Origin of the sequence: Luteipulveratus flavus, from assembly GCF_029439465.1 — a bacterium.
Lineage (GTDB): Bacteria > Actinomycetota > Actinomycetes > Actinomycetales > Dermatophilaceae > Luteipulveratus > Luteipulveratus flavus.
In genome coordinates, this window is record NZ_JAROAV010000010.1 from 17183 (window position 1) to 42373 (window position 25191).

Annotated in this window: 25 protein-coding genes; 15 read left to right on the forward strand and 10 right to left on the reverse strand. The window is 71.6% G+C overall.

The window, feature by feature from the left end; all coding sequences use genetic code 11:
* Positions 1-147: 147 nt before the first annotated feature.
* Together P4R38_RS03175 and P4R38_RS03180 are read right to left on the reverse strand one after the other, a co-directional pair.
* Positions 148-1590, reverse strand: coding sequence for an aspartate aminotransferase family protein (locus tag P4R38_RS03175; protein WP_277191016.1), 1443 nt, complete (start codon positions 1588-1590; stop codon positions 148-150).
* Complete coding sequence (locus P4R38_RS03180) at positions 1587-2063, reverse strand: Lrp/AsnC family transcriptional regulator (protein ID WP_275240580.1); 477 nt, start codon at positions 2061-2063, stop codon at positions 1587-1589. Before P4R38_RS03180 ends, P4R38_RS03175 begins: the two co-directional genes overlap by 4 nt.
* A gap of 143 nt (positions 2064-2206) precedes the next feature.
* Between P4R38_RS03180 and P4R38_RS03185 the strand changes: the two genes are divergently transcribed.
* Positions 2207-3580: an L-serine ammonia-lyase gene (locus P4R38_RS03185; RefSeq protein WP_277191017.1), complete on the forward strand. Its 1374-nt coding sequence runs from the start codon at positions 2207-2209 to the stop codon at positions 3578-3580.
* Positions 3581-3620: 40 nt separating this feature from the next.
* Complete coding sequence (locus P4R38_RS03190) at positions 3621-5066, forward strand: gamma-aminobutyraldehyde dehydrogenase (RefSeq protein WP_275240577.1); 1446 nt, start codon at positions 3621-3623, stop codon at positions 5064-5066.
* Positions 5067-5136: 70 nt separating this feature from the next.
* Here P4R38_RS03190 and P4R38_RS03195 read toward each other — a convergent pair whose 3' ends face one another.
* The gene (locus P4R38_RS03195; protein ID WP_277191018.1) at positions 5137-5757 is read right to left on the reverse strand and encodes a peptidoglycan-binding domain-containing protein; all 621 of its coding nucleotides are present in this window, start codon (positions 5755-5757) and stop codon (positions 5137-5139) included.
* A gap of 203 nt (positions 5758-5960) precedes the next feature.
* Here P4R38_RS03195 and P4R38_RS03200 point away from each other — a divergent pair, with 203 nt between their 5' ends.
* The 7 genes from P4R38_RS03200 to P4R38_RS03230 all read left to right on the forward strand — a co-directional run bounded on the left by P4R38_RS03200 (position 5961) and on the right by P4R38_RS03230 (position 13357).
* Complete coding sequence (locus P4R38_RS03200; RefSeq protein WP_277191019.1) at positions 5961-7421, forward strand: NAD-dependent succinate-semialdehyde dehydrogenase; 1461 nt, start codon at positions 5961-5963, stop codon at positions 7419-7421.
* A gap of 114 nt (positions 7422-7535) precedes the next feature.
* Positions 7536-7829, forward strand: a complete 294-nt coding sequence (locus P4R38_RS03205; protein WP_277191020.1) for a hypothetical protein — start codon at positions 7536-7538, stop codon at positions 7827-7829.
* Entirely contained in the window at positions 7826-9040 is a 1215-nt protein-coding gene (locus P4R38_RS03210) for a hypothetical protein (protein WP_277191021.1), read from the forward strand. Before P4R38_RS03205 ends, P4R38_RS03210 begins: the two co-directional genes overlap by 4 nt.
* Positions 9037-9828 carry a hypothetical protein gene (locus P4R38_RS03215; RefSeq protein ID WP_277191022.1) on the forward strand — a complete coding sequence of 264 codons (792 nt, stop codon included), beginning with the start codon at positions 9037-9039 and terminating at the stop codon, positions 9826-9828. The genes P4R38_RS03210 and P4R38_RS03215 overlap by 4 nt, the downstream gene beginning before the upstream one ends.
* Positions 9829-9856: 28 nt before the next feature.
* Positions 9857-11041 carry a 1-deoxy-D-xylulose-5-phosphate reductoisomerase gene (gene dxr, locus P4R38_RS03220; protein ID WP_277191023.1) on the forward strand — a complete coding sequence of 395 codons (1185 nt, stop codon included), beginning with the start codon at positions 9857-9859 and terminating at the stop codon, positions 11039-11041.
* A 52-nt stretch (positions 11042-11093) separates the two neighbouring features.
* The gene (locus tag P4R38_RS03225; protein ID WP_277191205.1) at positions 11094-12428 is read left to right on the forward strand and encodes a M50 family metallopeptidase; all 1335 of its coding nucleotides are present in this window, start codon (positions 11094-11096) and stop codon (positions 12426-12428) included.
* A complete protein-coding gene (locus P4R38_RS03230; RefSeq protein WP_277191024.1) occupies positions 12428-13357 on the forward strand; it encodes a S66 peptidase family protein in 930 nt (309 codons plus the stop codon). Before P4R38_RS03225 ends, P4R38_RS03230 begins: the two co-directional genes overlap by 1 nt.
* Before the next feature lies 1 nt (position 13358).
* Here the strand turns inward: P4R38_RS03230 and P4R38_RS03235 are convergent, their stop codons facing one another.
* On the reverse strand, positions 13359-14177 hold the full coding sequence (locus tag P4R38_RS03235; RefSeq protein ID WP_277191025.1) for a nucleotidyltransferase domain-containing protein: 819 nt from the start codon (positions 14175-14177) through the stop codon (positions 13359-13361).
* Between the two features lie 63 nt (positions 14178-14240).
* On the opposite strand from P4R38_RS03235, the gene ispG reads away from it, so the two are divergent.
* Positions 14241-15398 (forward strand): flavodoxin-dependent (E)-4-hydroxy-3-methylbut-2-enyl-diphosphate synthase, encoded by a 1158-nt coding sequence (gene ispG, locus P4R38_RS03240; RefSeq protein WP_277191026.1) that lies wholly within the window; start codon positions 14241-14243, stop codon positions 15396-15398.
* Here the strand turns inward: ispG and P4R38_RS03245 are convergent.
* Positions 15395-16000: a DUF402 domain-containing protein gene (locus P4R38_RS03245; RefSeq protein ID WP_277191027.1), complete on the reverse strand. Its 606-nt coding sequence runs from the start codon at positions 15998-16000 to the stop codon at positions 15395-15397. The genes ispG and P4R38_RS03245 overlap by 4 nt on opposite strands.
* 86 nt (positions 16001-16086) lie before the next feature.
* Here P4R38_RS03245 and P4R38_RS03250 point away from each other — a divergent pair, with 86 nt between their 5' ends.
* Positions 16087-16929, forward strand: a complete 843-nt coding sequence (locus P4R38_RS03250; protein ID WP_277191028.1) for a GNAT family N-acetyltransferase — start codon at positions 16087-16089, stop codon at positions 16927-16929.
* Complete coding sequence (locus P4R38_RS03255; RefSeq protein ID WP_346770734.1) at positions 16926-17330, forward strand: DoxX family protein; 405 nt, start codon at positions 16926-16928, stop codon at positions 17328-17330. The genes P4R38_RS03250 and P4R38_RS03255 overlap by 4 nt, the downstream gene beginning before the upstream one ends.
* Before the next feature lie 7 nt (positions 17331-17337).
* Here P4R38_RS03255 and P4R38_RS03260 read toward each other — a convergent pair whose 3' ends face one another.
* From P4R38_RS03260 to P4R38_RS03280, 5 genes are all read right to left on the reverse strand, one after another.
* Complete coding sequence (locus P4R38_RS03260) at positions 17338-17985, reverse strand: MSMEG_1061 family FMN-dependent PPOX-type flavoprotein (protein ID WP_277191029.1); 648 nt, start codon at positions 17983-17985, stop codon at positions 17338-17340.
* Positions 17982-18941, reverse strand: a complete 960-nt coding sequence (folP, locus tag P4R38_RS03265; RefSeq protein ID WP_277191030.1) for a dihydropteroate synthase — start codon at positions 18939-18941, stop codon at positions 17982-17984. The genes P4R38_RS03260 and folP overlap by 4 nt, the downstream gene beginning before the upstream one ends.
* Before the next feature lie 38 nt (positions 18942-18979).
* Entirely contained in the window at positions 18980-19897 is a 918-nt protein-coding gene (locus tag P4R38_RS03270; RefSeq protein WP_277191031.1) for a helix-turn-helix domain-containing protein, read from the reverse strand.
* A 47-nt stretch (positions 19898-19944) separates the two neighbouring features.
* Positions 19945-20712, reverse strand: a complete 768-nt coding sequence (locus P4R38_RS03275; protein WP_277191032.1) for a maleylpyruvate isomerase family mycothiol-dependent enzyme — start codon at positions 20710-20712, stop codon at positions 19945-19947.
* A gap of 68 nt (positions 20713-20780) precedes the next feature.
* Complete coding sequence (locus P4R38_RS03280; protein WP_277191033.1) at positions 20781-21734, reverse strand: SDR family NAD(P)-dependent oxidoreductase; 954 nt, start codon at positions 21732-21734, stop codon at positions 20781-20783.
* A gap of 117 nt (positions 21735-21851) precedes the next feature.
* On the opposite strand from P4R38_RS03280, the gene P4R38_RS03285 reads away from it, so the two are divergent.
* The 3 genes from P4R38_RS03285 to P4R38_RS03295 all read left to right on the forward strand — a co-directional run bounded on the left by P4R38_RS03285 (position 21852) and on the right by P4R38_RS03295 (position 25184).
* The gene (locus P4R38_RS03285) at positions 21852-23615 is read left to right on the forward strand and encodes a proline--tRNA ligase (RefSeq protein ID WP_277191034.1); all 1764 of its coding nucleotides are present in this window, start codon (positions 21852-21854) and stop codon (positions 23613-23615) included.
* Positions 23615-24334 (forward strand): HAD family hydrolase, encoded by a 720-nt coding sequence (locus P4R38_RS03290; protein WP_277191035.1) that lies wholly within the window; start codon positions 23615-23617, stop codon positions 24332-24334. Before P4R38_RS03285 ends, P4R38_RS03290 begins: the two co-directional genes overlap by 1 nt.
* A 67-nt stretch (positions 24335-24401) precedes the next feature.
* The gene (locus P4R38_RS03295; RefSeq protein ID WP_277191036.1) at positions 24402-25184 is read left to right on the forward strand and encodes a TSUP family transporter; all 783 of its coding nucleotides are present in this window, start codon (positions 24402-24404) and stop codon (positions 25182-25184) included.
* The last annotated feature ends 7 nt before the right edge of the window (positions 25185-25191 follow it).

Genomic DNA, 25191 nt, shown 5'->3' on the forward strand with positions numbered 1-25191 from the left:
CCAGCGGTGGCCGGCTCGCCCGGCTCGACCAGCGGTGGCCGGCTCGCCCAGCCTCGGGTGGCCCGAGCCCGAACCCTCCCTGGCGAAAGTTGGCGAGGTGCACACCCATGGATGTGCACCTCGCCAACTTCTGCCGGGGGGAGAGCGTCAGAGGTGGTTGACGGCCTCGGTCAGGACGCCGCGCAGCTTCTGCTCGATCTCGTCGAACTCGGGCTGGCCGATGATCAGCGGCGGCGCGAGCTGGACGACGGGGTCGCCACGGTCGTCGGCGCGGCAGTAGATGCCGGCGTCGAACAGCGCCTTGGACAGGAAGCCGCGCAGCATGCGCTCGGCCTCGTCGTCGTTGAACGTCTCGCGGGTCTCCTTGTCCTTCACCAGCTCGATGCCATAGAAGTACCCCTCGCCGCGGACGTCGCCGACGATCGGCAGGTCCTTCAGCTTCTCCAGCGTGGCGCGGAACGCGGGGGCGTTCTCCTTGACGCGGTCGTTGAGACCCTCACGCTCGAAGATGTCCAGGTTGGCCATCGCGACGGCGGCCGACACGGGGTGCCCGCCGAAGGTGTAGCCGTGCGGGAACGAGGTCGTCCCCTTCTTGTACGGCTCGAACAGCCGGTCGCTGGCGATCATCGCGCCGATGGGGGAGTAGCCCGAGGTCAGGCCCTTGGCGCAGGTGATGATGTCGGGGACGTAGCCGAAGTCGTCGCACGCGAACATCGAGCCGATCCGGCCGAACGCGCAGATGACCTCGTCCGAGACCAGCAGCACGTCGTACTCGTCGCAGATCTCGCGGACCCGCTCGAAGTACCCGGGCGGCGGCGGGAAGCAGCCACCGGCGTTCTGCACCGGCTCCAGGAAGACGGCCGCGACGGTGTCCGGGCCCTCGAACTCGATGGCCTCGGCGATGCGGTCGGCGGCCCACCGGCCGAACGCCTTCGGGTCGTCGCGCAGCTCGGGCTGGGCGCGGTAGATGTTGGTGTTCGGCACCTTGAACGCACCCGGCACCAGCGGCTCGAACATCTCCTTCAGCGGCGGCAGGCCGGTGATGGACAGCGCGCCCTGCGGGGTGCCGTGGTAGGCGATGGACCGGCTGATGACCTTGTGCTTGCCCGGCTTGCCGGTGAGCTTGAAGTACTGCTTGGCCAGTTTCCAGGCGGACTCGACGGCCTCGCCGCCACCGGTGGTGAAGAAGACCCGGTTGAGGTCGCCGGGTGCGTACGCCGCGAGCCGCTCGGACAGGTCGATCGCGTGCGGGTGGGCGTAGGACCAGATCGGGAAGAACGCCAGGTCGCGCGCCTGCTTGGCGGCCGCCTCGGCGAGCTCCTCGCGGCCGTGGCCCGCCTGCACCACGAACAGGCCGGACAGCCCGTCGAGGTACTTGTTGCCCTCGGCGTCCCAGATGTGGGCGCCCTCGCCCTTGACGATGATCGGCATCCGGCCGCCGCCACCGCCCGTGGACGTCGGCTCGTAGACCGAGTGGCGGCTGAAGTGGCCCCACAGGTGGTCGCGGGCGGCGTCGTACCGGTCGGTGCCGCGCGGCGTCCGGCCCGCCCCGGTCTCGTGGGCGGTCGTGGTCTCGGGTGTCGTGGTCATCTCGTTCCCCAGTCGTAGCGTTGCTTGTTGAGCCTGAGATAGGTGAAGGTCTCGGTCGTGTGCACTCCGGGAACCGCGCGCACGCGCCGTTGCAGGAGTTCGAGCAGGTGGTCGTCGTCCTCGCAGACGACCTCCACCAGCAGGTCGTAGCGACCCGCGGTCGTGACGACGTAGGAGATCTCCTCGATCTCGCTGAGCCGGTCGGCGACCGGCTGGCTGTCGCCCGTGGTCGAGACGCCGATCAGTGCCTGCCGCTCGAAGCCGACCTGGGCCGGGTCGGTGACCGCGACGATCTGCAGGACCTCCGACTCCAGAAGTCGCTGCACGCGCTGGCGGACGGCCGCCTCGGACAGCCCGACCTCGCGTGCGATCGTCGCGTACGGCGCTCGCCCGTCCTGCTGCAGCAGCCGGATGATGGCCTTGGACGTGTCGTCCAGGGCTGCACGCGGCGTGGTGCGGGTTGACTCGGTCACCACGTCAGTCTGCCGTCCGATCCGTGGTGAATCAAGTGTCTCCCGACGGAATCCATCGTGGCGGAACGGTGGGCCCTATGCTGGGCACGGTGTGCGCACGACGATGTGCGCGCGCTGGTAGGAGCCAACGAAAGGTGTCACCGGTGGCACTGAGTGCCTTTGATCTCTACTCGATCGGGATCGGTCCGTCGTCCTCGCACACGGTCGGCCCGATGCGCGCCGCCAAGATGTTCGTCGACGGGCTGAAGGCCGACGGCGAGCTCGCCCGCGTCGCCCGGGTGCACAGCGAGCTGTTCGGCTCGCTCGGTGCGACCGGCCACGGCCACGGGTCGGACAAGGCCGTCGTCCTCGGGCTGGAGGGTGAGGCGCCCGAGAGCGTCGACACCGACACCGCCGACGCGCGGGTCGCCGACACCCGCGCTCGCCACCGGCTGCTGCTCGGGGGTACGCACGAGGTCGCCTTCCACCCGGACGAGGACCTGGTCATGCACCGGCGCAAGTCGCTGCCGGCGCACCCCAACGGGATGACCTTCCACGCGTACGACGTCTCCGGCGCGCTGGTGCGTGAGCACAGCTACTACTCCGTCGGCGGGGGCTTCGTCGTCGACGAGTCCGCCACCGGCGCCGACCGGGTCGTGCAGGACGACACCCGGCTGCCCCTGCCGTTCTCGACCGGCGAGCAGCTGCTGGAGATCTGCGCCCGCGAGCAGATGTCGGTCAGCGAGGTGATGCTCGCCAACGAGCGGGTCTGGCGCAGCGAGAACGAGATCCGCGAGGGACTGCTGCACCTGTGGTCGGTGATGGCCGAGTGCGTGCAGAACGGCTTCGGCCGGGAGGGCACGCTGCCCGGTGGCCTGAAGGTGCCGCGCCGCGCGCCCGGCCTGTACCGCGACCTCACCCAGGGCCCGCTCAAGGACGACCCGCTGCGGGTCATGGACTGGGTCAACCTGTACGCGCTCGCGGTCAACGAGGAGAACGCCTCCGGCGGCCGTGTGGTGACCGCACCGACCAACGGCGCAGCGGGCATCATCCCCGCGGTCCTGCACTACTACGTCCACTTCGTCGAGGGCGCGAACGACGACGGCATCGTCCGCTTCCTGCTGACCGCCGCGGCGATCGGCATCCTGTTCAAGGAGAACGCCTCGATCTCCGGTGCCGAGGTCGGCTGCCAGGGCGAGGTCGGGTCGGCCTGCGCGATGGCGTCCGGCGCGCTGTGCGAGGTGCTGGGCGGGACCCCGACCCAGGTCGAGAACGCCGCCGAGATCGGTATCGAGCACAACCTCGGCCTGACCTGCGACCCGGTCGGCGGGCTCGTCCAGATCCCGTGCATCGAGCGCAACGCGATCGCCAGCGTCAAGGCCATCAACGCCGCCCGCCTCTCGCTCAACGGGACCGGCGTGCACACCGTCAGCCTGGACAAGGCCATCAAGACCATGCGCGACACCGGTCGCGACATGTCCATCAAGTACAAGGAGACCGCGCGAGGCGGTCTCGCCGTCAACGTCATCGAGTGCTGACCGACTCCGAGAACGATCGAGTGCCAAGGAGAGCCCTGCAGTGAGCAGTCCCCGTGAGCTGAAGAACTTCATCGGCGGTGCGTACGTCGCGGCCGAGACCGACCAGACCACCGACATCGTCGACCCCTCGACCGCGCAGGTCGTCGCGAAGGCGCCGGTGAGCACCCAGGCCGACATCGACTCCGCGTACGGCGCGGCCGACAAGGCGTTCGCCGAGTGGGGGCAGACGACGCCGGGCGAGCGGCAGGAGGCGCTGCTGAAGTTCGCCGACGCGCTGGAGCAGCGCTCGGACGACCTCATCAGGCTGGAGGCCGAGAACACCGGCAAGCCGCACGCCCTCACCGCGTCCGAGGAGGTGCCGGTCATGATCGACCAGCTGCGCTTCTTCGCCGGCGCCGCGCGGGTGCTGGAGGGCCGGGCCTCCGCGGAGTACATGAAGGGCCACACCTCGTGGATCCGCCGTGAGCCCATCGGCGTCATCGGCCAGGTCACGCCGTGGAACTACCCGATGATGATGGCGATGTGGAAGATCGCCCCGGCCCTGGCCGCCGGCAACGCGGTCGTCCTCAAGCCCTCGGACACCACCCCCGAGACCACGCTGCTGATGGCCGAGATCGCCTCGCAGTTCCTGCCCGCCGGCACGTTCAACGTGGTCGTCGGCGACCGCGACACCGGCCGCATGCTCGTCGAGCACAAGACGCCGGCCATGGTCGCGATCACCGGCTCGGTGCGCGCCGGCATGCAGGTGGCCGAGGCGGCCGCCAAGGACGTCAAGCGCGTGCACCTCGAGCTCGGTGGCAAGGCACCGGTCATCGTCTTCGACGACGCCGACATCGAGGCCGCGGTCGAGGGCATCGCCGTCGCCGGCTACTTCAACGCCGGCCAGGACTGCACCGCGGCCACCCGCGTCCTCGCGGCCCCCGGCATCCACGACGACTTCGTCGCGGCCCTGGCCGAGTACGCCAAGAAGGACGCCAAGGTCGGCATGCCGGACGACGACGACGCGCTGCTCGGCCCGGTCAACAACGAGAACCAGCTCGCCCACGTCAGCGGCTTCCTGGACCGGCTGCCCTCGCACGCCACGGTGTCCGCGGGCGGCAACCGGGTCAGCGGGCTCGGCGACGGCTTCTTCCTGGAGCCGACGGTCGTCTCCGGTTTGAACCAGGACGACGAGGCGGTCCAGGACGAGATCTTCGGCCCGGTCATCACCGTCCAGCGCTTCGACGACGAGGCCAAGGCGATCGCCTGGGCCAACGGCGTCGAGTACGGTCTCGCCTCCTCGGTCTGGACCAAGGACTTCGGCCGGGCGATGCGCGTCTCGAAGGCGCTGGACTTCGGCTGCGTCTGGATCAACGCGCACATCCCGCTGGTCGCCGAGATGCCGCACGGCGGCTTCAAGCACAGCGGCTACGGCAAGGACCTGTCCATGTACGGCTTCGAGGACTACACGCGCATCAAGCACGTGATGGCCAACATCGAGAGCTGACAAGGCTGTTCGGCGTCAGGAGGCCCGTACGCGAGAGCGCGTGCGGGCCTCCTGCGCATCACCCTAGGGATCAGCAGGGGCCGGAGTCGTGCTCGTACTCGTAGGACATCGCGCGGGTCATCGGCCCGACGATGCCGTCGACGCCGGTGCCGTGGCACGCGCCGTGGCTCCTCTGCTCGGCAAAAACGGCGCGGCGGGTGGCCGGCCCGAACGAGCCGTCCACCGCGACGCCGGACGCCGGGTTGCGCGAGAGCCAGATCTGCGCCGCTCGGACGGCGTCACCCTTCGACCCGTACTGCACGGTCTGGCGGACGAACAGGCGGTAGAAGTCGGCGCGCGTCAGGCTGCCGGTGACCGCGAGGCCCTCGGCCCGCTGGAACGTCTCGACCGCACCCTTGGTCCGGTAGCCGAAGCTGCCGTCGACGGTCAGCGTGGGCGTCCAGCGACGCAGCAGCAGCTGGGTCATCGCCACCGGCCGGTACTGGCCCAGGTTCGGGTCGTCGACCCGGCCCAGCGACATGGTCGCCATCCGGAACGCCGTCGGGACGGCGGTCGCCGTGAGGCGTGCGCCGACGGGTACGGGTGGTGCGGGGTCGGCGTGGGCGCTGCTGAGGGCTCCGCCTCCGGCCACGAGAGTGGTAGCAGTGACGACCGCGACGGCGGCCTTACCGGCGTACATGCGAATGCTCATGAGATGGACCTCCCCGTCCGTTCCACCGGGCTGTCTGCCCGGTGGCCTGAGCGGACCGGATTCCCCGTCCGGCCCATGGGGAGGACGCCCAGGTGGTGGTGAGGGTTGCTGCGCCGACCCAGCGCCGACCCAGCGCCGGTGCACCGGTCGCCGGTCGCTCGGCTGCTGTCGGGGCGCCGCGCGGCAGGTGAGACCCTGTGCCCATGGGTGAGACAACGACGTCGGTCCTGGACCGGGTGAAGAAGCAGCTGTTCATCGCGGGTGAGTGGCGCGATGCCGAGGGCGGCAAGACCCTGGAGGTCGACAACCCCGCGACCGGTGAGGCCCTCGCGCACGTCGCGGACGCCACGGCCGCCGACGGTGAGGCGGCGCTCGCGGCCGCTGCGGCCGCGCAGGCCGACTGGGCGAGGACGCCGCCGCGCGACCGGGGAGAGCTGCTGCGGTCCGCGTACGAGAAGCTCGTCGAGCGGACCGAGGACCTCGCCACCCTCATGACCCTGGAGATGGGCAAGCCGCTGGCGGAGTCGCGCGGTGAGGTCACGTACGGCAGTGAGTTCTTCCGCTGGTTCTCCGAGGAGGCCGTACGCATCTCCGGGCGCTGGTCGACCGCCCCGAACGGCGCGACCCGCCTGGTGACGATGAAGCAGCCGGTCGGCCCGACGCTGATGATCACGCCGTGGAACTTCCCGCTGGCCATGGGGACCCGCAAGATCGGTCCGGCGATCGCGGCCGGCTGCACCATGGTGGTCAAGCCGGCGGCGGAGACCCCGCTCACCATGCTGCTGCTCGCGCAGATCCTCGAGGAGGTCGGCCTGCCGAAGGGCGTCCTCAACGTCATCACGACGTCCGACTCCGGCGGCGTGATGGAGCCGCTGATCCGCGACCCGCGGACCCGCAAGCTGACCTTCACCGGGTCCACCGGGGTGGGGCAGAAGCTCGTCGAGCAGTCGGCGGAGCAGCTGCTGCGCGTGTCGATGGAGCTCGGCGGCAACGCCCCGTTCATCGTGTTCGACGACGCCGACCTGGACGCCGCCGTCGAGGGCGCGATGCTGGCCAAGATGCGCAACATCGGCGAGGCCTGCACCGCGGCCAACCGCTTCCTGGTCCACGCCGACGTGGCCGACGAGTTCGCCTCGCGGATGGCCGAGAAGATGGGCGCGCTCACCGTCGGCGACGGCATGGACGACGACACCAAGGTCGGTCCGCTCATCAACGCCAAGGCCGTCGACAAGGTGACCGCGCTGGTCGACGACGCCACGGGCCGCGGCGCCAAGGTCGTCACCGGCGGCTCGACCGTGGGGGAGCGCGGCTACTTCTACGCCCCGACCGTCATCACCGGCGTCCCCGGCGACGCCGACATGGCGCGCGAGGAGATCTTCGGCCCGGTGGCCGGCATCCAGACGTTCACCGACGAGGCGGACGCGATCGCCCGCGCGAACGCCACCGAGTTCGGTCTGGTCGCCTACTTCTTCACCCGTGACTTCGGGCGGGCCATCCGGGTGAGCGAGGCGCTGGAGTACGGCATGGTCGGCGTCAACCAGGGCATCGTGTCCAACCCGGCCGCCCCGTTCGGCGGCGTCAAGGCGTCCGGCTTCGGCCGTGAGGGCGGCTTCGAGGGCATCGAGGAGTACCTCGAGACCAAGTACGTCGGCCTGGCCCTGTAAGGCCCCCGCCCGGTCCGGCCGCTCGCGCCGGACCGGGCGAACCACCCCTGTGGACAACGGAATCCGGCTCCACGCGATCCGTCCTAACGTTCGACGGGTCGAAAGGGGACGGCCGTGAGGTACGACGTACGCACCGCGCAGCTGCGCGGGGAGAGCAGGTCGCTGGGCACGTCGGGAGCGAGCCTGTCGACGACTCCGACCGATCTGGCCGCCGCCCTGCGCGCGCTCGGAGCGGCGAGCGGCTCGCCCGACATCGCCTCGCTGGCCGACGACCTCGCCCGCGGCTGGGGCCGCGCCACGGCCGGGATGCTCGGTGAGGTGCACGCGCTCACCCGGGGCCTGGCCGGCTCGGCCACGGCGTACGACGACGCCGAGCGCGGGCTGCAGGCCGAGAGCGGCGGGTCGTGAGCCGGCCCGTTCCCGGCTCGCCCGACGACCTGCTCACCCAGACCCGCGCCATCCGGCGGCAGGCGACGTACCTGCGGACGCACTCGCGCGCGGTGTCGACCACGGTCGCCGGGCACGTCAGCACCTGGCAGGGCACCGCCTCGATCGGGTACGCGACCCGGGCCGGGCAGCACCGCCGGACGGCGACGGCCGGTGCCGCAGCCCTGGACGGCGTGTCCGCCGGCGCGGAGCGGTTCGCCCGTGACCTGGTGCGGCTGCAGCGGGAGGCATCCACCCACCTGAGCAGCCGTGACCGGCTGGCGGCCGAGCTGCTGCCGATGCTCGCCGAGCGCCGCCACCCGCAGCTGCTGACGCCGTCCGAGCTGTCGTCCCTGACCGCCGACATCACCCACCACCGCCGGCTGATCCAGCGCGAGGACGCTGCCGTCGAGCGGCTCGTCGGTGAGTACAAGCGCATCAAGGCACGGCTGTACGGCGAGATCGTCCGGCTGCTCCCCTCCGACGTCCGGCCCGGCTTCGTGCGGTCCATCGACTACAGGGAGGTCATGCACGACGCGAAGGCCGTCGGGACCGGCTACAACGGCATCGCGTACCTGCGCTCGCTGCCGCCGGTCGCGCGGTCCGCCACCGTCGGTGAGCTGATCCGGACCGCCACGACGTCGGCGGCGCGCCTCCACGCGCTGCAGGGCGGCGTGCTCGTCACGGCCACCAGGACGCCGGGCACACGCCGGGTTCTCGCGACGGCGTTCGGCAGGCAGGTCGCCCGTCGGGCGGGTCCGATCGGGGTGGCGCTCACCATCACCGACGCGGCCCACGACGTCCGGGACGGCGGCGGGTACGACGGCGCACGGGGCACGGCCACCCGCGCCGCCGGAGGCGTGGCGATGGTCGGCGGCGCCCTCGTGCTGGTCCCTGCCACAGCGCCGGTGGGTGGCGCGATCCTGGTCGGGTACTCCGCCTGGACTCTCGGCAACCTCGCGTACGACCACCGGCACGCGATCGGCCGCACCGTGAGCGGCTGGTTCGGGCGCGACCGGACACCGCCGACCCGACCGCCCGAGCGAAGGGCGTCGACCTCCGCACCGCGGTGTGACCCTCGACCGGCCCGGGACAACCTGACGCGGTTCGTCCGCGGCCAGCAGGGTCCCGGGCGGCCGGTGCCCGTGGCGACCCACCCGCTGGTCCACGTCCAGCGGGCCGGTGCGCGATGACCGCCGTCGAAACGCTCGCGGTACGGCCCGGTCACGAGCGGCGCGTACCCGCGGAGCCGATGCCGCTGGCCAGGCTCACCGACGAGGAGCTGGTGCTGCTCGGCAGCGAGCACCCCGCAGTGGTGCTGCCGCACTACGAGGAGCTGTCCGAGGCCGCGCAGGCCGTCGCCGTCCGGACTGCTCACCGGTCGTTGCTCGCCCACGGCGCCGAGCCCGGTGCCGACGGGCGCAGCGTGCTCGTGCCGCAGGAGGTGTCCGACCTGCTGGACGTCCGTCACGGCGCCGAGTGGGTGCTGGTCGTGCGGCGGTGCCACAACGTCGAGCGGGACGGTGCCACGGTGTCCGAGGTGACCACCACCTACGCGCACGCCGTGGACGACTTCGCGCTGCTGGAGCAGGTGGGCGACGACGGGGTGCACGAGTTCCACGGCCTTGAGCGACGAGGTCTCGCCGGTGCGCTGCAGCACCGCCTGACGGCCTCGGGCGTGTGCGAGGGTCGGGGCGACCCCGTCCGGCTCGACCTGGAGGCCGTCGCCCACGGGCACGGCGACGTGGGCCTGGACCGGCTCGGTCCGATCGTCGTGCAGATCGACGCGACGGTCTGGCGCCGGGGTCCCCAGGCGGCGCCGGTGCTGCTCGGGGTGATGCTCGGAGCCGAGGGCTCGTGGGCCACGCGCGCCGCGTTCGGTGAGCGAGGACCCGTCGTACTCGAGCCGATCGGCGTCGGCGACGTCGGCGGCCTGGTCGCGGGCCTGCTCACCACGGTGGTGAGGAGCCATCGGCCGTGAGCGCGGCCGCGCCGGACACAATGGGTCGGTGACGACGCCACGCACGATCGCTCTTCTCGGCTCGACCGGGTCCATCGGGACCCAGAGCATCCAGATCGCCCGAGCCAACCCCGACCGGTTCAGGATCACCGCCATCGCGGCGGGAGGTCGTGACCCGGGCCTCGTCGCCGAGCAGGCCGTGAGCCTGGGTGTCGAGCTCGTAGGGGTGGCGTACGGCGACGAGGCCGAGCTGCGGACCCGGCTGGAGGACGGTGCGCGCGCGGCCGGGCGCCCGTCGTACCGCCCGGAGATCCTGGTGGGCGACGACGCGGCAACCACCGTCGGGGGAAGCGGAGCGGACGTGGTCCTCAACGGCATCACCGGCTCGATCGGTCTGCGTCCCACGATCGCGGCGCTGCAGGCGGGTTCGACCCTGGCGCTCGCCAACAAGGAGTCGCTCATCGTCGGCGGCCCCGTGGTGAAGGGCCTGGCGGCGCCGGACCAGATCGTTCCGGTCGACAGCGAGCACAGCGCCATCGCCCAGTGCCTGCGCGCCGGGAGCCAGGAGGAGGTGCGCAAGCTCGTGCTGACCGCGAGCGGTGGACCGTTCCGCGGCCTCGCCGAGGACGACCTGAAGAAGGTCACGCCGGCCGAGGCGTTGGCCCACCCCAACTTCGCGATGGGCAAGGTCATCACCACCAACTCCGCCACCCTGGTCAACAAGGGGTTGGAGGTCATCGAGGCGCACCTGCTGTTCGACGTGCCGTTCGAGGCGATCGACGTCGTCGTCCACCCCCAGCAGTACATCCACTCGATGGTCGAGTTCGTCGACGGCGCCGTGGTCGCCCAGCTCGGCCTGCCGACGATGCTCGTCCCGATCGCCCTCGGGATGGGCTGGCCGGACCGGGTGCCGGACGCCGAGACCCCGATCGACTGGTCGAAGGCGTCCGACTGGCGGTTCGAGCCGCTGGACGACGACGCGTTCCCCGCCGTCGCGCTCGCCCGTCAGGTCGGCATCGCGGGCTCGACGTACCCGGCCGTCTACAACGCCGCGAACGAGGAATGCGTCGAGGCGTTCCACGGCGGCGCGATCGCGTTCGTCGACATCATCCCGACCGTCTCCCGGGTCGTCGCCGACCACGAGCCCGACACCGGGGCGTTGAGCGTCGAGCAGGTCCTGGCGGCCGAGACGTGGGCCCGAAAGCACACCCACGAGGTCCTCGCTCGGCGATGACGTCCCGTCGTGTGCGCCCGGGCGGTCGGCCCGTGAGACCCTGGAGGACGTGATGTTCCTCCTCGGGGTCGTGCTCGTCCTGATCGGTGTGGCGCTGTCCATCGCGCTGCACGAGATCGGCCACCTGGTGCCGGCCAAGAAGTCCGGCGTCAAGGTCACGCAGTACATGGTCGGGTTCGGTCCGACCGTGTGGTCCCGCCGTCGCGGCGAGACCGAGTACGGCGTCAAGGCCATCCCGCTGGGCGGCTACATCCGGATGATCGGCATGCTGCCGCCGCGCCGGGAGGACGCTCCGGGCACGCTGCGGGCGACGTCCACCGGACGCATGAGCCAGATGGCCGACGCCGCGCGCGCGGACTCCTTCGACCAGATCGAGCCGGGCGACGAGAACCGCGTCTTCTACAAGCTGCCGGTCCACCGCAAGGTGATCATCATGCTCGGTGGCCCGTTCATGAACCTGGTGATCGCGGCCGTGCTGCTGGTCGTGATCGCCTGCGGCGTCGGGCTGCCGAAGCAGACGAGCGCGAGCATCGCCCAGGTCAACGAGTGTCTGCCGGTGTCCGTCGCGGACAGCCAGAAGGCCACCTGCAGCGACGCCGACCGGTCACCGGCCTGGAAGGCGGGCCTGAAGCCGGGCGACGTCGTGGTCTCCGTCGCCGGCGTCCCGGTGACGACCACGCTGCAGACGACCCAGCAGATCCGCAGGAACGCCGACCGCGCGATCCCCGTCGTGGTGAAGCGCGGTGGCCAGCAGCAGACGATCACGGTGACCCCGGCGCGGCGCACGATGCCGAAGGTCGACAAGGACGGCCAGGAAGTCCTCACGATGGGCGGTCAGACGGTCACCGAGGACGTCGGCGTGATCGGCACCTCCATCGGCGCCACGTACCGGACCGAGCGTGCTCCGCTGACCGAGGCGCCGGGCATCATCGGCGACGGCCTGGTCAAGACGTCATCGGTGTTCCTGCGCATCCCCCAGAAGATGGTCGGCGTGTTCAACGCGGCCTTCGGCGACGGCAAGCGCGACACGAACGGCCCCATCTCCGTGGTGGGCGTGGGCCGGGTCGCCGGGGAGGCCGCGAACACCCGCGACATCGGTTTCGGCGACAAGATCGTCTTCCTCCTCGGGCTGGTCGCCTCCCTGAACCTCGCGCTGTTCGTCTTCAACCTGATCCCGCTCCTGCCGCTGGACGGCGGTCACGTGGCCGGCGCGCTCTGGGAGGGCGTCAAGCGCGGGTTCGCGCGCGTCCGCGGCGTCGAGGGTCCGGTGTACGCCGACGTCACCAAGGCACTGCCCGTCGCGTACACCGTCTCGATGGTGCTCATCGTCATGTCGGTGCTGCTGATCTACGCCGACATCGTCAACCCCATCAAGCTGGGCAACTGATGGCGACGATCCCCGCGACGTCGGCGTACGTCGTCCCTCCCGCCCTGCGCCCCGGCTCCCGCGTCGCGGTCATGGCGTTCAGCGGCCGGATCGTCCAGGACCAGCTCGAGAAGGGCCTGGCCGTCCTCCGCGGCTGGGACCTCGAGCCCGTCGTGCTGGAGTCCGCGCGATCGGTCCACCCCACCCTGGGCTACCTCGGCGGCACCGACGAGCTGCGAGCGCGCGACCTGGAAGCGGCCCTGACGGACCCCGCGTACGACGCGGTGCTGCTCGGGCGGGGCGGCTACGGCGCCCAGCGGGCCCTGGACCTGGTGGACTGGTCCGCGGTCGCGGCAGCCGGTCCTCGTCCGCGGCACGTCGTCGGCTTCTCCGACGCGACCGCCCTGCAGGAGGCGCTCCTGCACCACCTGGGCTGGACCTCGCTCTACGGCCCGATGGTCGCCACCTGGTACTTCGAGCAGGAGCGCGCCCAGCAGAGCCTGCGGCAGCTGCTGCTCGCCCCGGACGATGTCACCGGGATCGACCTGCCCGATGCCGTCCCGCTCGTCGACGGCACCGCCCAGGGCGTCGTCCTCGGCGGCTGCGCGACGCTGCTGTCCAGCTCGATCGGGACGGCGACGTCGGTGCCGGCCCGCGACGCCATCCTGTTCCTGGAGGACGTCGACGAGGACCCGTTCCGGCTGGACCGCGTCTTCACCCAGCTGCGCCGCTCGGGCTACCTCGACGGCGTCCGCGGCGTGCTGACGGGCACCTTCGACGGCTGCGGCGAGCCCGAGGCCGTCCGCGAGGTGCTGCGCGACCGGTTCGGCGACCTCGGCGTCCCCGTCCTGACGGGCGCCGACATCGGTCACGGCGTCGCGCTGCAGACACTGCCGATCGGCCGCCCGGCCCGTCTGGACACCTACACCCGCCGCCTCGACCTGCTCTGAGTCAGCGCGGGCCCCACCGGTCCAGCATCCCCACAAAGGCCAGTTCGGCGTCCGTGCGGGCGCGCGTCGTGGGTTGCCGTTCGGCGCCGATCCGGTCCGCCGCCCGGCCCAGCTGTTCCTCCACCCAGGCGACGACACTGGGTTCGACGACGCCGTGGCCGAGCTCGCGGGTGACGGCCTTGGCCTCGACCAGCCTGTGCACCGCCTCCTGGACGGACGGTGGTGGCGGGGCCTGCTCGAAGAGCTCCTGCAGGTTCATGGGCGGGCTGCACCGGTCGGCGTGGGTCGCCAGCCAGTGCAGCGCGGCTGCGGGTCGGATCGCGTAGAACACCCGCTTCAGCGCGACCTGGTCGCCCGATGCGGCTCCGCTGCGCGTCCAGTGGTCACCTCCGACGTGAAGGTAGTGCCGCGTGATCCGGTCACGGTCGCCGACGGCCTCGCACAGGGCGAGCAGCGCGTCGCGGAACTCCTCGTCGCCGCCGTAGACCATCGGTGACCGCAGCCACTCCGACACGGTCGCGTTGCCGCGGACGGCCAGGTCGACCGCCTTGATCAGGTCCCAGCCGTTGACGTCCAGGACCGCGTCCAGCGGGGTCTCGATGACATCGCGGGGCCGCCACGGACTCAGGTACGCCTGCCGGGGTCTGACGAAGAAGAATCGGCAGTCGTAGTCGCTGTCCGGGGAGGGGAACCCCCACGCCCGGCTGCCGCTCTCGATCGCCCACGGGATGGTGACGCCGTGCTCCACTGTCAACCCCTCCAGGCGACGATCGATCTGCTCGACGACCGACGGGTCGAGGCCGGCGGGAAGCGAACGCACCCCCGAACCGTACGACCCCGGGCACTCGGAGAACGCCCATCCCGATGGGTGATACTTGAGCCCATGAGCGTGTCCCTCGGAATGCCGTCCGCCCCTGCCCCGGTCCTCGCCCCCCGGCGCAAGACGCGCAAGATCAAGGTCGGCAAGGTCGAGGTCGGCGGCGACGCCCCCATCTCCGTGCAGTCGATGACCACGACGCCCACCACGGACATCAACGCCACGCTCCAGCAGATCGCCGAGCTCACCGCCGCCGGGTGCGACATCGTGCGGGTCGCCTGCCCCAGCCGCGACGACGCCGAGGCGCTGCCCGCCATCGCGCAGAAGTCGCAGATCCCGGTCATCGCCGACATCCACTTCCAGCCCAACTACGTCTACGCCGCGATCGATGCCGGCTGCGCCGCCGTCCGCGTCAACCCGGGCAACATCCGGCAGTTCGACGACCAGGTCGGCGAGATCGCTCGGCGCGCGAAGGCCGCGGGCGTCTCCCTCCGCATCGGCGTCAACGCCGGCTCGTTGGACAAGCGGCTGCTGGAGAAGTACGGCAAGCCGACGCCCGAGGCCCTCGTCGAGTCGGCCGTCTGGGAGGCGTCGCTGTTCGAGGAGCACGACTTCCACGACTTCAAGATCTCGGTCAAGCACAACGACCCCGTCGTGATGGTGCGCGCGTACGAGCTGCTCGCCGAGCGGGGCGACTGGCCGCTCCACCTCGGCGTGACCGAGGCGGGCCCGGCGTTCCAGGGCACCATCAAGTCGGCGACCGCGTTCGGGGCGCTGCTGTCCAAGGGCATCGGCGACACCATCCGCGTCTCCCTCTCGGCCCCGCCGGTCGAGGAGGTCAAGGTCGGCAACCAGATCCTGCAGAGCCTCAACCTCAAGCCGCGCAAGCTGGAGATCGTCTCCTGCCCGTCCTGCGGCCGCGCCCAGGTCGACGTCTACACCCTCGCCGAGCAGGTCACCGCCGGCCTGGAGGGCATGACCGTCCCGTTGCGCGTCGCCGTCATGGGCTGTGTCGTCAACGGCCCGGGTGAGGCGCGCGAGGCCGACCTCGGCGTGGCGTCCGGCAACGGCAAGGGCCAGATCTTCGTCAAGGGCGAGGTCATCAAGACCGTGCCGGAGAGCCAGATCGTCGAGACGCTGATCGAGGAGGCCATGCGGATCGCCGACGAGATGGGCGAGCCGGTCGACGGCGAGGGCGCCGCACCCGTCGTCAGCGTCTCTTAGGCCTCGACGGAGTCGCTGCTGGCCAGGTAGCGGCGCAGCCACTCGAACCCGGTCCCGCCGAAGGGGCCGGTCTCCGACCGCACCGACTCCAGCACCCACGCGCAGTCGCGCTCCGCGCCCGCGACGACCTCCGCCGGGTACGCCAGGGAGACCTGGTGCTCGGCGAACTCGTCCTCGTCGTCGACGTAGACCGTGCCGTCCACCAGCCGGATGACGTCCAGGTCCAGGTCGACCGCCGTCACGCTCCAGCCCGCGTCGTCCCGCCGCCAGACGGGCGTCGTCGCGATGTCGACGTAGATCAGCACGCGGTGGGGCTCGTCCTCCAGGCAGTCCCAGAACGTCGCGGCGTACCCCGAGGCCAGCGGGAAGAGCACGACCTGCGCACGGCGGGCCTCGAAGGCCGCGCCGGGCCGGGCGAACGCCGTACCGGCGGGGAGGCCGAGCCAGTGGCCGAACTCGTCGGCGCCCAGGTAGGTGGCCTCGAACTGCCAGTGCTCTCCGTCGCCCCACTTGCGGAAGTCGACGTGGACGCGTGCGCCGGGCAGGTCGGGGACGTCGTCCGGCGCGAGCGGATCGGTCGTCGGTGGGGGCTGTGTCGGCACGCGACCACCGTAGTCGGCGCCTCCGTCGCCGAATCGATCGGCGCGTTTGGTTACGCCGAAGGCCTCGGAGGAGGCAGGCTGGAAGGGTGCTACGGACCTTCGGCGCGACCCGGACGCTCGGGACGAGCGACCTCGACCGGGTTCTGCGGCTGTGCGCGCAGGACCCGATGGCCAACGTCTTCGTCGCCGCGCGGGTGCAGGAGGGCGGCGTGGGGTTCGGCAGCTCGCTGCTCGGCATCGAGGACGGCGGCCGGCTGAAGTCGGTGTGCTGGGTGTCCGCGAACGTCGTCCCCGTCGCGTGCGACGAGGCGGCCCTGGACGCCTTCGCGGGCCGGCTGCGGCGGCAGCGACGCCGGGTGTCCTCGGTGTTCGGCGACGCGACCCAGGTGCTCGGGCTGTGGGAGCGGCTGGAGCGGCACTGGGGCGAGCCCCGGTCGCTGCGATCGGACCAGCCGATGATGGCCGCGCGCACTCGCCCCGCCGACGAGGGGCGACCGCTGGACCCACGGGTGCGCCGGGCCCGTCCCGACGAGATCGACCTGGTCCTGCCGGCCTCCGCGGCGATGTTCACCGAGGAGATCGGCTACCCGCCGTACGTCGGATCCGACCGCGACTACCGCAGCCTGGTCGCGGCACTCATCCGCGCGGGCCACACCTACGTCGTCGTCGAGGACGGCCGGGTGATCTTCAAGGCCGACATCGGCTCGCTGGCCGGGGGAGTCGCGCAGATCCAGGGCGTCTGGGTCGCTCCCGACGTCCGCGGTCAGGGCATCGCGGCGCCGGCCATGTGCTCGGTCGTGCAGCACATCATGGAGCACGTCGCGCCGGTCGTGACGCTCTACGTCAACGCCTACAACGAGCCGGCGCTGCGCGCGTACGCGGGGTCCGGTTTCACGCAGGTCGGCCGGTTTGCGACAGTGATTCTGTGATCTTCTCTGCTTCGACCCTTCCTTGGGGCGCTCGTGGTGTGACCGGTGCCTTCCTCGCGTCCGGCACGATCCACCTGGTCCGTCCGCAGGTCTTCGAGCCGCTCATCCCGCCGGCGCTGGAGTCCCGTCGCCGCGAGCTGGTGTACGCCTCCGGTGTGGCCGAGCTGGCGTGTGCCGCAGGGCTTCTCGTCCCTCGCCTGCGGCGTCCGGCCGCGCTGGCGTCCGCGGCGCTGCTGGTGGCGGTGCTCCCGGGCAATGTGCAGATGGCGGCGGATGCCCACCAGCGCGTGCAGCGCAAGGGCTCGACGCCGAAGCGGGAAGCCGTACGAGCGGTGATGTTCGCGCGGGTCCCCCTCCAGGTCCCGCTCATCCGGGCGGTGCTGCGCGCCGGGAAGGTCTGACCGCCCGTCAGCGCGAGGTGTTGTCCGGGTAGAGACCGTTCGCGTACGAGGGGCCGTAGTAGCGGTCCAGCTCCTCCAGCGAGTCGTCGCGCCGGACGAGCTCCTTGGCGATGACCGCGTGCCGCGGCATCGCGTCCGGTCGCCAGGTCTGCGGGTCCCACGTCCGGGACCGCAGGAACGCCTTGGCGCAGTGGTAGTAGACCTGCTCGACGTGGACGAGCAGCACCAGCACGGGCCGGTGCCCCTGCACCTCCATGTCGTCGAAGAACGGCCCGTCGGTGACCAGACGCGCCGTGCCGTTGATGCGCAGCGTGTCGCCCCGGCCCGGGATGAGGAGGTTCAACCCGACGTGCGGGTTGGTCAGGATGTTCCTGTAGCCGTCGGCGCGCTTGTTGCCGACACGCTCCGGCACGGCGACCGTCCGCCGGTCGAGCACCTTCACGAAGCCGGCCGGGTCGCCCTTGGGCGAGACGTCGCAGGTGCCGTCGGAGGCCGAGGTGCCGACGAAGCACAGGGGCGACGCGGCGAGCCACTGCACGTCCAGGTCGTGCAGCTCGGTGCGCGCCTTGTCGCGCACGGCCGGCGCGGGTGAGCCGAGCAGGTCGACGAGGGCGGTCTCGTCGGTGATCTGCGGCAGCTGGTCGTACGAGGTCATGCGGGGTCCTTCCGGTCGAGCCCGGGCTCGCCGCGGACGGCGAGCGTGGGCGGGCGGTCGCCCCGGATGGAGGCGACCATGTCGACGACCCTCCGCGTGGCGCGCACGTCGTGCGCGCGGAAGACGGTCGCACCGGACCATGCGGCGACGGCGGTAGCGGCGAGTGTGCCCTCGAGGCGGTCGTCGGCCGGCAGGTCGAGCGTCTCGCCGACGAAGTCCTTGCGCGAGAGCGCCTGCAGGACCGGGTAGCCGAGGGCGGCGACGTCGGCCGTGTGGCGCAGCACCAGCAGCGAGTGCCGGGTGGTCTTGCCGAAGTCGAGGGTGGGGTCGATGAGGATCCGCTCCGGGAGGACACCGGCGGCGCGGGCCGCGGCGGCGCCCGCGGCCAGCGTCCGGACGACGTCGCGCACCACGGCGAGCTCGTCCGCGCCCTCGGCGTCCTCGTACCGGACGCCGACGGGGTCGGTACGCGGAGGCAGACCGCCGGTGTGCGAGCAGACCACGCCCGCGCCCAGCTCAGCCGCGACGTGGACCAGGTCGGGGTCGTGCCCGGCCCAGGTGTCGTTGACCAGGTCGAGCCCGGCGTCGGCGGCCGCCCGAGCGACGTCCGAGCGCCAGGTGTCCAGGCTGAGCACCAGGTCGGGATAGGCCGTCCGGGCGTGCTCGAGGAAGGGGACGACCCGCCGGATCTCCTCCTGCGCGTCCACCTGCTCGCCCTCCTGCCCGGCCCGCACGCCGCCGACGTCGACGATGTCCGCGCCCCGCTCCACGGCCTCGTCGAGGGCTCGGCGCGCCGAGTCCAGGTCGGCGTGCCGGTTGCCCGACCAGAACGAGTCGGGTGTGCGGTTCACGATCGCCATGACGGCCGGGCGGCCGGAGTCGAAGCGCTGCCCGCGCAGGACCAGCGGCGGCGTCCGCGGCAGCTCGAGAGGATGTACGGCGGGCGCAGAGGTCACCCACTCATCGTGCCACCCCGCCTACGCAGTGCCGCCCCTCAGGCGGGCTCGGCGACCCACCGCATCGGGTCGCCCCAGCCGAGGTCGGTGATGCCGTGCGCGTCGAGCGCCCGGACGACCATCGTCCGTCGGTGGGCCGCGAAGGTGAGGACGTGCGCGATCATCCCGCCGTAGGTGAACACGGCCGCGGGCGTGCAGGTCGAGTCGACGAAGGTGTCCTCGAGACGTCCCTCGGACACGGTGCGCCGGACGTGGTCCAGGTACACACCGCTCTGCTCGGCGCACCGGGACCGCAGGGAGGCGATGCTCTCGTGCGTCTCGATCCCGAAGTCGTACTCCTGGTGCGCGAGAGCGGAGTTCCACATGTCCATCTGGCCGACGAGCCGGGACAGCAGCCGGCGGATCGTCATGACCTCCGGGTCGTCGTCCAGGCCGTAGTCGATGGGCTCGTCCAGCGCCACGTCGGGCAGTCGGGCGGCGCGGTCGATCATCTGCTCGGTCAGCCAGACGTGGTGCTCGACCATGCGGATGAGCAGGTCCATGGAGCTCACCTTCGTCGGTGCGGGCAGCCGGATGCTGCCGGGTGGGTGGAAGTGCGCGCCGCTCGGCGCGTCGACGGTGAAGCGGTCCGGCCGGATGCGCCACCGACTCGGCGGCCGTCCGAAACCCCGCTCGAAGGCCCGGGTGAACGCCTCGTGGGAGGCGTACCCCGCCTCCACCGCGACGTCGATGATGGCCAGGTCGGTCGTGGCCAGCCGGTACGCCGCCCGCTCCAGCAGGAGCCGACGGCGCAGCCGGGCGGGGGGCTCGCCGGCCACCGAGGACACCAGCCGGTCCAGGTGGAAGCGGGACAGGTAGAGCCGGCCGGCGAGATCCTCGGCGCTCGCGTCGTGCTCGTCCAGGGCGTCGGTGAGCACCTCGAGGAACTCCCGGAAGGTGTCCTGTGCGGTGCTCATGCCGACGATCCTCGCCATCGGGTCCGGTGGGCGCTTGATCGCGCTTGCTAGCCCCAGGTCACCTGCATCCGGTCGCGCCAGAAGCTCACGACGTCCCGGCCCTCGCAGCTCATCTCCTCGCCGCGGTTCCACAGGCCGAGGTAGAGCTGGGCGGCGGTGCCGGTGACGACGGAGTCGGCCTCCTGCGGCCGGCCGGTGCGCACGACCTGCAGAGGCCCGTCGCTGACCACGGCGCGCCACACGTCGCCGGTGTCGACAGCGCGGACGTCGACCTCGACGCGCTGGGTGGAGGTGAGGCCCTCGCCGGGGCGGGTGGCGAAGCCGCTCAGCAGCTCGTCGACCCCGTCGGCGGCGACCTCGGGCGGGATGTCCGCCTCGACCGAGGTGGGGACGCGGCCGAGCTGGGCGGAGAGCGCGTCGACCGCGTGGACGGTCGTCTCGTGGCACTGACGCCGTGCCCAGGCCTCGCGCGGAGCGGGTGCGTCGTTGAGGAAGAAGAACACGTCGAGGTCCGCCGGTGCGCGGCGCAGCGAGGCGCGCAGCACGTCCGAGCCGTGCCCGAGCCAGGTGAGCGGGTCCGCGGTCTCCAGCCCCTCCTCCTCGAGCCGCTCGGTGTCCTGGCGCGGCAGCTCGCGGACGATGGCGGTGGCCCACCGGTGCACCATCCCGAGGTGGGCGATGAGCCGGCTGACGGTCCACCCACGACAGGTGGGGACGGTCGCCTCGAGGCCGGTGGACTGGGCGTACGCGTCCAGCCGGGCCGTCGCGAGCGCGATCCCCTCAAGGTGCTGCGCCATCGGGAGTGTCGTCGGCATGGTCACAACCTAGTGGCGCCGACGGCGGGCCCGGGCGCCACTAGCGGCAGGTGTCGGCGACGGCCCTCTCAGGCGAACGCGTCGACGCCGGTGAGGCGCGCGGACAGCTCCCAGAGCCGGGCCGCCTGCTCGGGGTCGGCGGCGTGCTCGCGGACGCCCGGCCCGTCGGCGTCGGACGGGACGACCCGGGCGATGTCGACGTCTTCGAGATAGACGCCGCCCCGCCCGTCCAGCTGGGGAGAGGTCGCCGCCCACACCTGGGTGGCGGCGCCCTGCTGCGGCGTCTTGAAGGCCGCGTTGACGGGTCGGCCGTCCTCGTCGACCCAGCCCAGCCGCACCTGCTCCTCGTGCGGGACGTGGCGCTGCAGCGGCGTCATGATGCCGCCGGGGTGGAGGGAGAACGCGCGTACGCCGTCGCCCTCGGCCAGCCGGTCCAGGTGGAGGGCGAACAGGGCGTTGGCGGTCTTGGACTGCCCGTACGCGACCCACTTGTCGTAACCGGTCTCGAGCTGCGGGTCCTCCCAGCGGATCCCGGAGCGGCGATGACCCGCCGAGGACACCGAGATCACCCGCGCGCCACCGCGCAGGGCCGGCCAGAGGCGGTTGACGAGCGCGTAGTGGCCGAGGTGGTTGGTGCCGAGCTGGGCCTCCCACCCGGGGCCGATGCGGGTCTCGGGGCAGGCCATGATCCCGGCGCTGTCGATCAGCATGTCGACGTGGCGTCCGGAGGCGACCAGCTCCTCGGCGAAGCGCCGGATGCTGTCCTGGTCGCCGAGGTCCAGCTCGGCCACCTCGACCCGGTCCAGACCCGACAGCGTCTCCGTCGCCGAGTCGACGCGACGGGCGGGGACGACGACGTGCGCGCCCGCCGCGTGCAGGGCCCGGGTCGTCTCCAGCCCGAGCCCGGAGTAGCCCCCCGTCACGACGGCGAGTCGACCGGACAGGTCCTGGCCGTGCAGGACCTCCTGCGCGGTCGTGTCCCGGCCGAACCCCGATCCGATGGGCTGCTGTGGTGTCGTCATGTCGCTCGACGCTAGGCGTTGGAGCGCGCTCGCAGTCAACCGGGAGGGACAACTGGGGTGAGGCTACCGGCGGGCGGCGGATATCCTCGCTGGGCCGATTCGATCGAGGAGACCACCGTGGCACTGCGTATGTCGACCCTGTTCCTGCGAACCCTGCGCGAGAACCCGGCCGACGCGGAGCTGCCGGGCCACCAGCTGCTGGTCCGCGCCGGCTACGTCCGCCGCGTCGCCCCCGGCATCTACACCTGGCTGCCGCTCGGCATGAAGGTGCTGAACAAGGTCGAGAGCATCATCCGCGAGGAGATGGACCGCATCGGCAGCCAGGAGGTGCGCTTCCCCGCGCTGCTCCCGCGGGAGCCGTACGAGGCGACCGGCCGCTGGACGGAGTACGGCGACAGCCTGTTCCGGCTCAAGGACCGCAAGGACGCCGACATGATGCTCGGCCCCACGCACGAGGAGATGTTCTGCCTCGCGGTCAAGGACATGTACTCCTCCTACAAGGACCTGCCGCTGTCGCTCTACCAGGTCCAGAACAAGTACCGCGACGAGGCGCGTCCGCGCGCGGGCATCCTGCGTGGCCGCGAGTTCATCATGAAGGACTCCTACTCCTTCGACATCGACCAGGCGGGGCTGCAGAAGGCCTACGACGCCCACCGCGAGGCGTACATCCGCATCTTCAACCGGCTCGGCTTCGAGTACGTCATCGTCCACGCCGACTCCGGCGCGATGGGCGGCTCGGCCTCGGAGGAGTTCCTCGCGGTCAACGAGAACGGCGAGGACACCTTCGTCCGCGACGAGCACGGGTACGCCGCGAACGTCGAGGCCGTCGTCGTCCCCCAGGCCGCACCGGTCGAGGTGACTGCGGGTGCCGCCCACGTCGAGGACACCCCGGACACCCCGACCATCGAGACGCTGGTCGCCGCCCTCAACCGCGACCACGCGCGGACCGACGGCCGCGAGTGGACCGGCGCGGACACCCTCAAGAACGTCCTGGTCGTGCTCGTCCACCCCGACGGCACCCGCGAGCCGCTGGCCATCGGCCTGCCCGGTGACCGCGAGGTCGACGCCAAGCGGCTGGAGGTCAAGGTCGCCCCCGCGGAGGTCGAGCCGTTCGAGGAGAAGGACTTCGCCGCGTACCCGATGCTCGCGAAGGGCTACATCGGCCCCGGCGTCCTCGGCAGCGAGCAGTCCTCCACGATCCGCTACCTGCTCGACCCCTCGATCGCGGAGGGCTCGGCCTGGGTCACCGGCGCCGACGAGCACGGCAAGCACGTCATCGACCTCGTGCACGGCCGCGACTTCACCGCCGACGGCACCATCCAGGCGGGCGAGATCCGCGCCGGCGACGTGTCGCCCGACGGCACGGGCACGCTGAAGCTCGCCCGCGGCATCGAGATGGGCCATATCTTCCAGCTCGGCACCAAGTACGCCGAGGCGCTCGGCCTGAAGGTCCTGGACGAGAACGGCAAGCTCGTCACCGTCACGATGGGCTCGTACGGCGTCGGTGTCACCCGCGCCGTCGGCGTCATCGCCGAGGACAACAACGACCAGTACGGCCTGATCTGGCCGCGCGAGATCGCGCCGGCCGACGTGCACGTCGTGGTGGCCAGCAAGGACGAGTCGGTGTTCGTGCGGGCCGAGGAGATCGTCCGCGGCCTGGAGGCGCAGGACGTCGAGGTGCTCTACGACGACCGGCCGAAGGTCTCGCCGGGCGTGAAGTTCAAGGACGCCGAGCTGATCGGGGTGCCGACGATCCTGGTCATCGGCAAGGGCCTCGCCGACGGCAAGGTCGAGATCAAGGACCGCCGCTCCGGCGAGCGTCGCGAGGTGCCCGTGGACGAGGCCGTCGCGCAGCTCGTCGCGGAGGTGGCGGCCTCCTGATGGCGGCGGACGTCAAGGCGGTCATCTTCGACTGGGGTGGCACCCTCACCCCGTGGCACGCGATCGACCTGCGTGAGCAGTGGCAGGTCTACGCGCGAGAGATCCACTCCGACCCGGCGCTCGCGGAGTCGCTGGGCGAGGCGATCCTCGCGGCCGAGGGCGAGTCGTGGCAGCACGTGCGCAAGGAGCAGGTCTCAGCGCGCCTGGAGGAGATCCTGGTCGCGGCGGGGGCCGACCTCGACCACGCGCAGCACGACGCCGCGCTCGCCGCGTACCGCGCGTACTGGGAGACCCACACGCACACCGACCCGCAGGTGGCGCCTCTCTGGGAGGCCCTGCGGGACAGGGGCATGCGCGTCGGCGTGCTGTCGAACACGATCTGGTCGGGGGACTACCACCGCGGCATCTTCGAGCGCGACGGCGTGGACCACCTGATCGACGGGCAGGTCTACTCCAGCGAGATCGCGTGGACCAAGCCGCACGTCGAGGCCTACCGGACGGCGGCCCGCGCCGTCGAGGTGGAGCCGCACGAGTGTGTGTACGTCGGCGACCGCATGTTCGAGGACGTGTACGGCAGCCAGCAGGCCGGGATGCGCGCGATCCTGATCCCGCACTCGGACATCCCGCTGGACCAGCAGGTCGCCGGGGTGACCGCGACGCCGGACGGCACCGCGCACCAGCTGCTCGACATCCCCGCCATCCTCGACTCGTGGACCTGACGATCGTCGTGGCATCTGGTGCACACCGGTGCACCGCAGGTCAGGTCGGTCGTGCAGGAGGCGCGCGATGAGCGACCCCTCGCTCCTGACGCTCGTCCTGCTGGTCGTCGCGGCGTTCACCGCGGGGTGGATCGACGCCGTCGTCGGCGGCGGCGGCCTCGTGCAGCTGCCGGCGCTCATGGTCGCGTTCCCGCAGGCGGCACCGGTGCAGCTGCTGGCCACCAACAAGCTCGGCTCGATCTGCGGGACGTCCACCAGCTCGGTCACCTACCTGCGCCGCGTCAAACCCGACCTGCGGACCGCGATCCCGTTGGCGCTGCTGGCTTTCGCCGGGTCACTGGTGGGAGCGGTGATCGCGACCCACATCCCGCGGTCGGCGTTCAACCCGATCATCCTGGTCGTGCTGATCGCCGTCGGCGCGTACACCCTGCTCAAGCCGACGATGGGCGAGCACACCGCGCTGCGCTTCACGGGCCATCATCACTACGTCGTCGCCGGCATCGCCGGTTTCGTGATCGGGATGTACGACGGCGCGCTCGGCCCGGGCACCGGCTCGTTCCTGGTCTTCGCGCTCGTCGGCCTGATGGGGTACGCCTTCCTGGAGGCGAGCGCCAAGGCCAAGATCGCCAACTTCGCGACCAACCTCGCCGCCCTGGTCGTCTTCGTACCGCAGGGCGCGGTGGTCTGGACGATCGGCATCCTGATGGGCCTGGCCAACATCGCGGGCGCCTACACCGGAGCCCGGGCGGCGGTGGCCAAGGGCTCGGGCTTCATCCGGGTGGTGTTCGTGTGCGTGGTCAGCGGGTTCGTCGTCAAGATCGGGTGGGACGTCCTCCAGCAGATCCTCTGACCGCCGC

Bases quoted from the DNA above. Each gene is read 5' to 3' on its own strand.
- P4R38_RS03230 (WP_277191024.1), top strand. From the start codon at position 12,428: ATGGCGACGATCCCCGCGACGTCGGCGTACGTCGTCCCTCCCGCCCTG.
- P4R38_RS03280 (WP_277191033.1), bottom strand. From the start codon at position 21,734: ATGACGACACCACAGCAGCCCATCGGATCGGGGTTCGGCCGGGACACG.
- P4R38_RS03215 (WP_277191022.1), top strand. From the start codon at position 9,037: ATGACCGCCGTCGAAACGCTCGCGGTACGGCCCGGTCACGAGCGGCGC.
- P4R38_RS03295 (WP_277191036.1), top strand. From the start codon at position 24,402: ATGAGCGACCCCTCGCTCCTGACGCTCGTCCTGCTGGTCGTCGCGGCG.
- P4R38_RS03195 (WP_277191018.1), bottom strand. From the start codon at position 5,757: ATGAGCATTCGCATGTACGCCGGTAAGGCCGCCGTCGCGGTCGTCACT.
- P4R38_RS03270 (WP_277191031.1), bottom strand. From the start codon at position 19,897: ATGAGCACCGCACAGGACACCTTCCGGGAGTTCCTCGAGGTGCTCACC.
- P4R38_RS03290 (WP_277191035.1), top strand. From the start codon at position 23,615: ATGGCGGCGGACGTCAAGGCGGTCATCTTCGACTGGGGTGGCACCCTC.
- ispG (WP_277191026.1), top strand. From the start codon at position 14,241: ATGAGCGTGTCCCTCGGAATGCCGTCCGCCCCTGCCCCGGTCCTCGCC.
- P4R38_RS03260 (WP_277191029.1), bottom strand. From the start codon at position 17,985: ATGACCTCGTACGACCAGCTGCCGCAGATCACCGACGAGACCGCCCTC.
- P4R38_RS03200 (WP_277191019.1), top strand. From the start codon at position 5,961: ATGGGTGAGACAACGACGTCGGTCCTGGACCGGGTGAAGAAGCAGCTG.
- P4R38_RS03175 (WP_277191016.1), bottom strand. From the start codon at position 1,590: ATGACCACGACACCCGAGACCACGACCGCCCACGAGACCGGGGCGGGC.
- P4R38_RS03225 (WP_277191205.1), top strand. From the start codon at position 11,094: ATGTTCCTCCTCGGGGTCGTGCTCGTCCTGATCGGTGTGGCGCTGTCC.
- P4R38_RS03275 (WP_277191032.1), bottom strand. From the start codon at position 20,712: ATGCCGACGACACTCCCGATGGCGCAGCACCTTGAGGGGATCGCGCTC.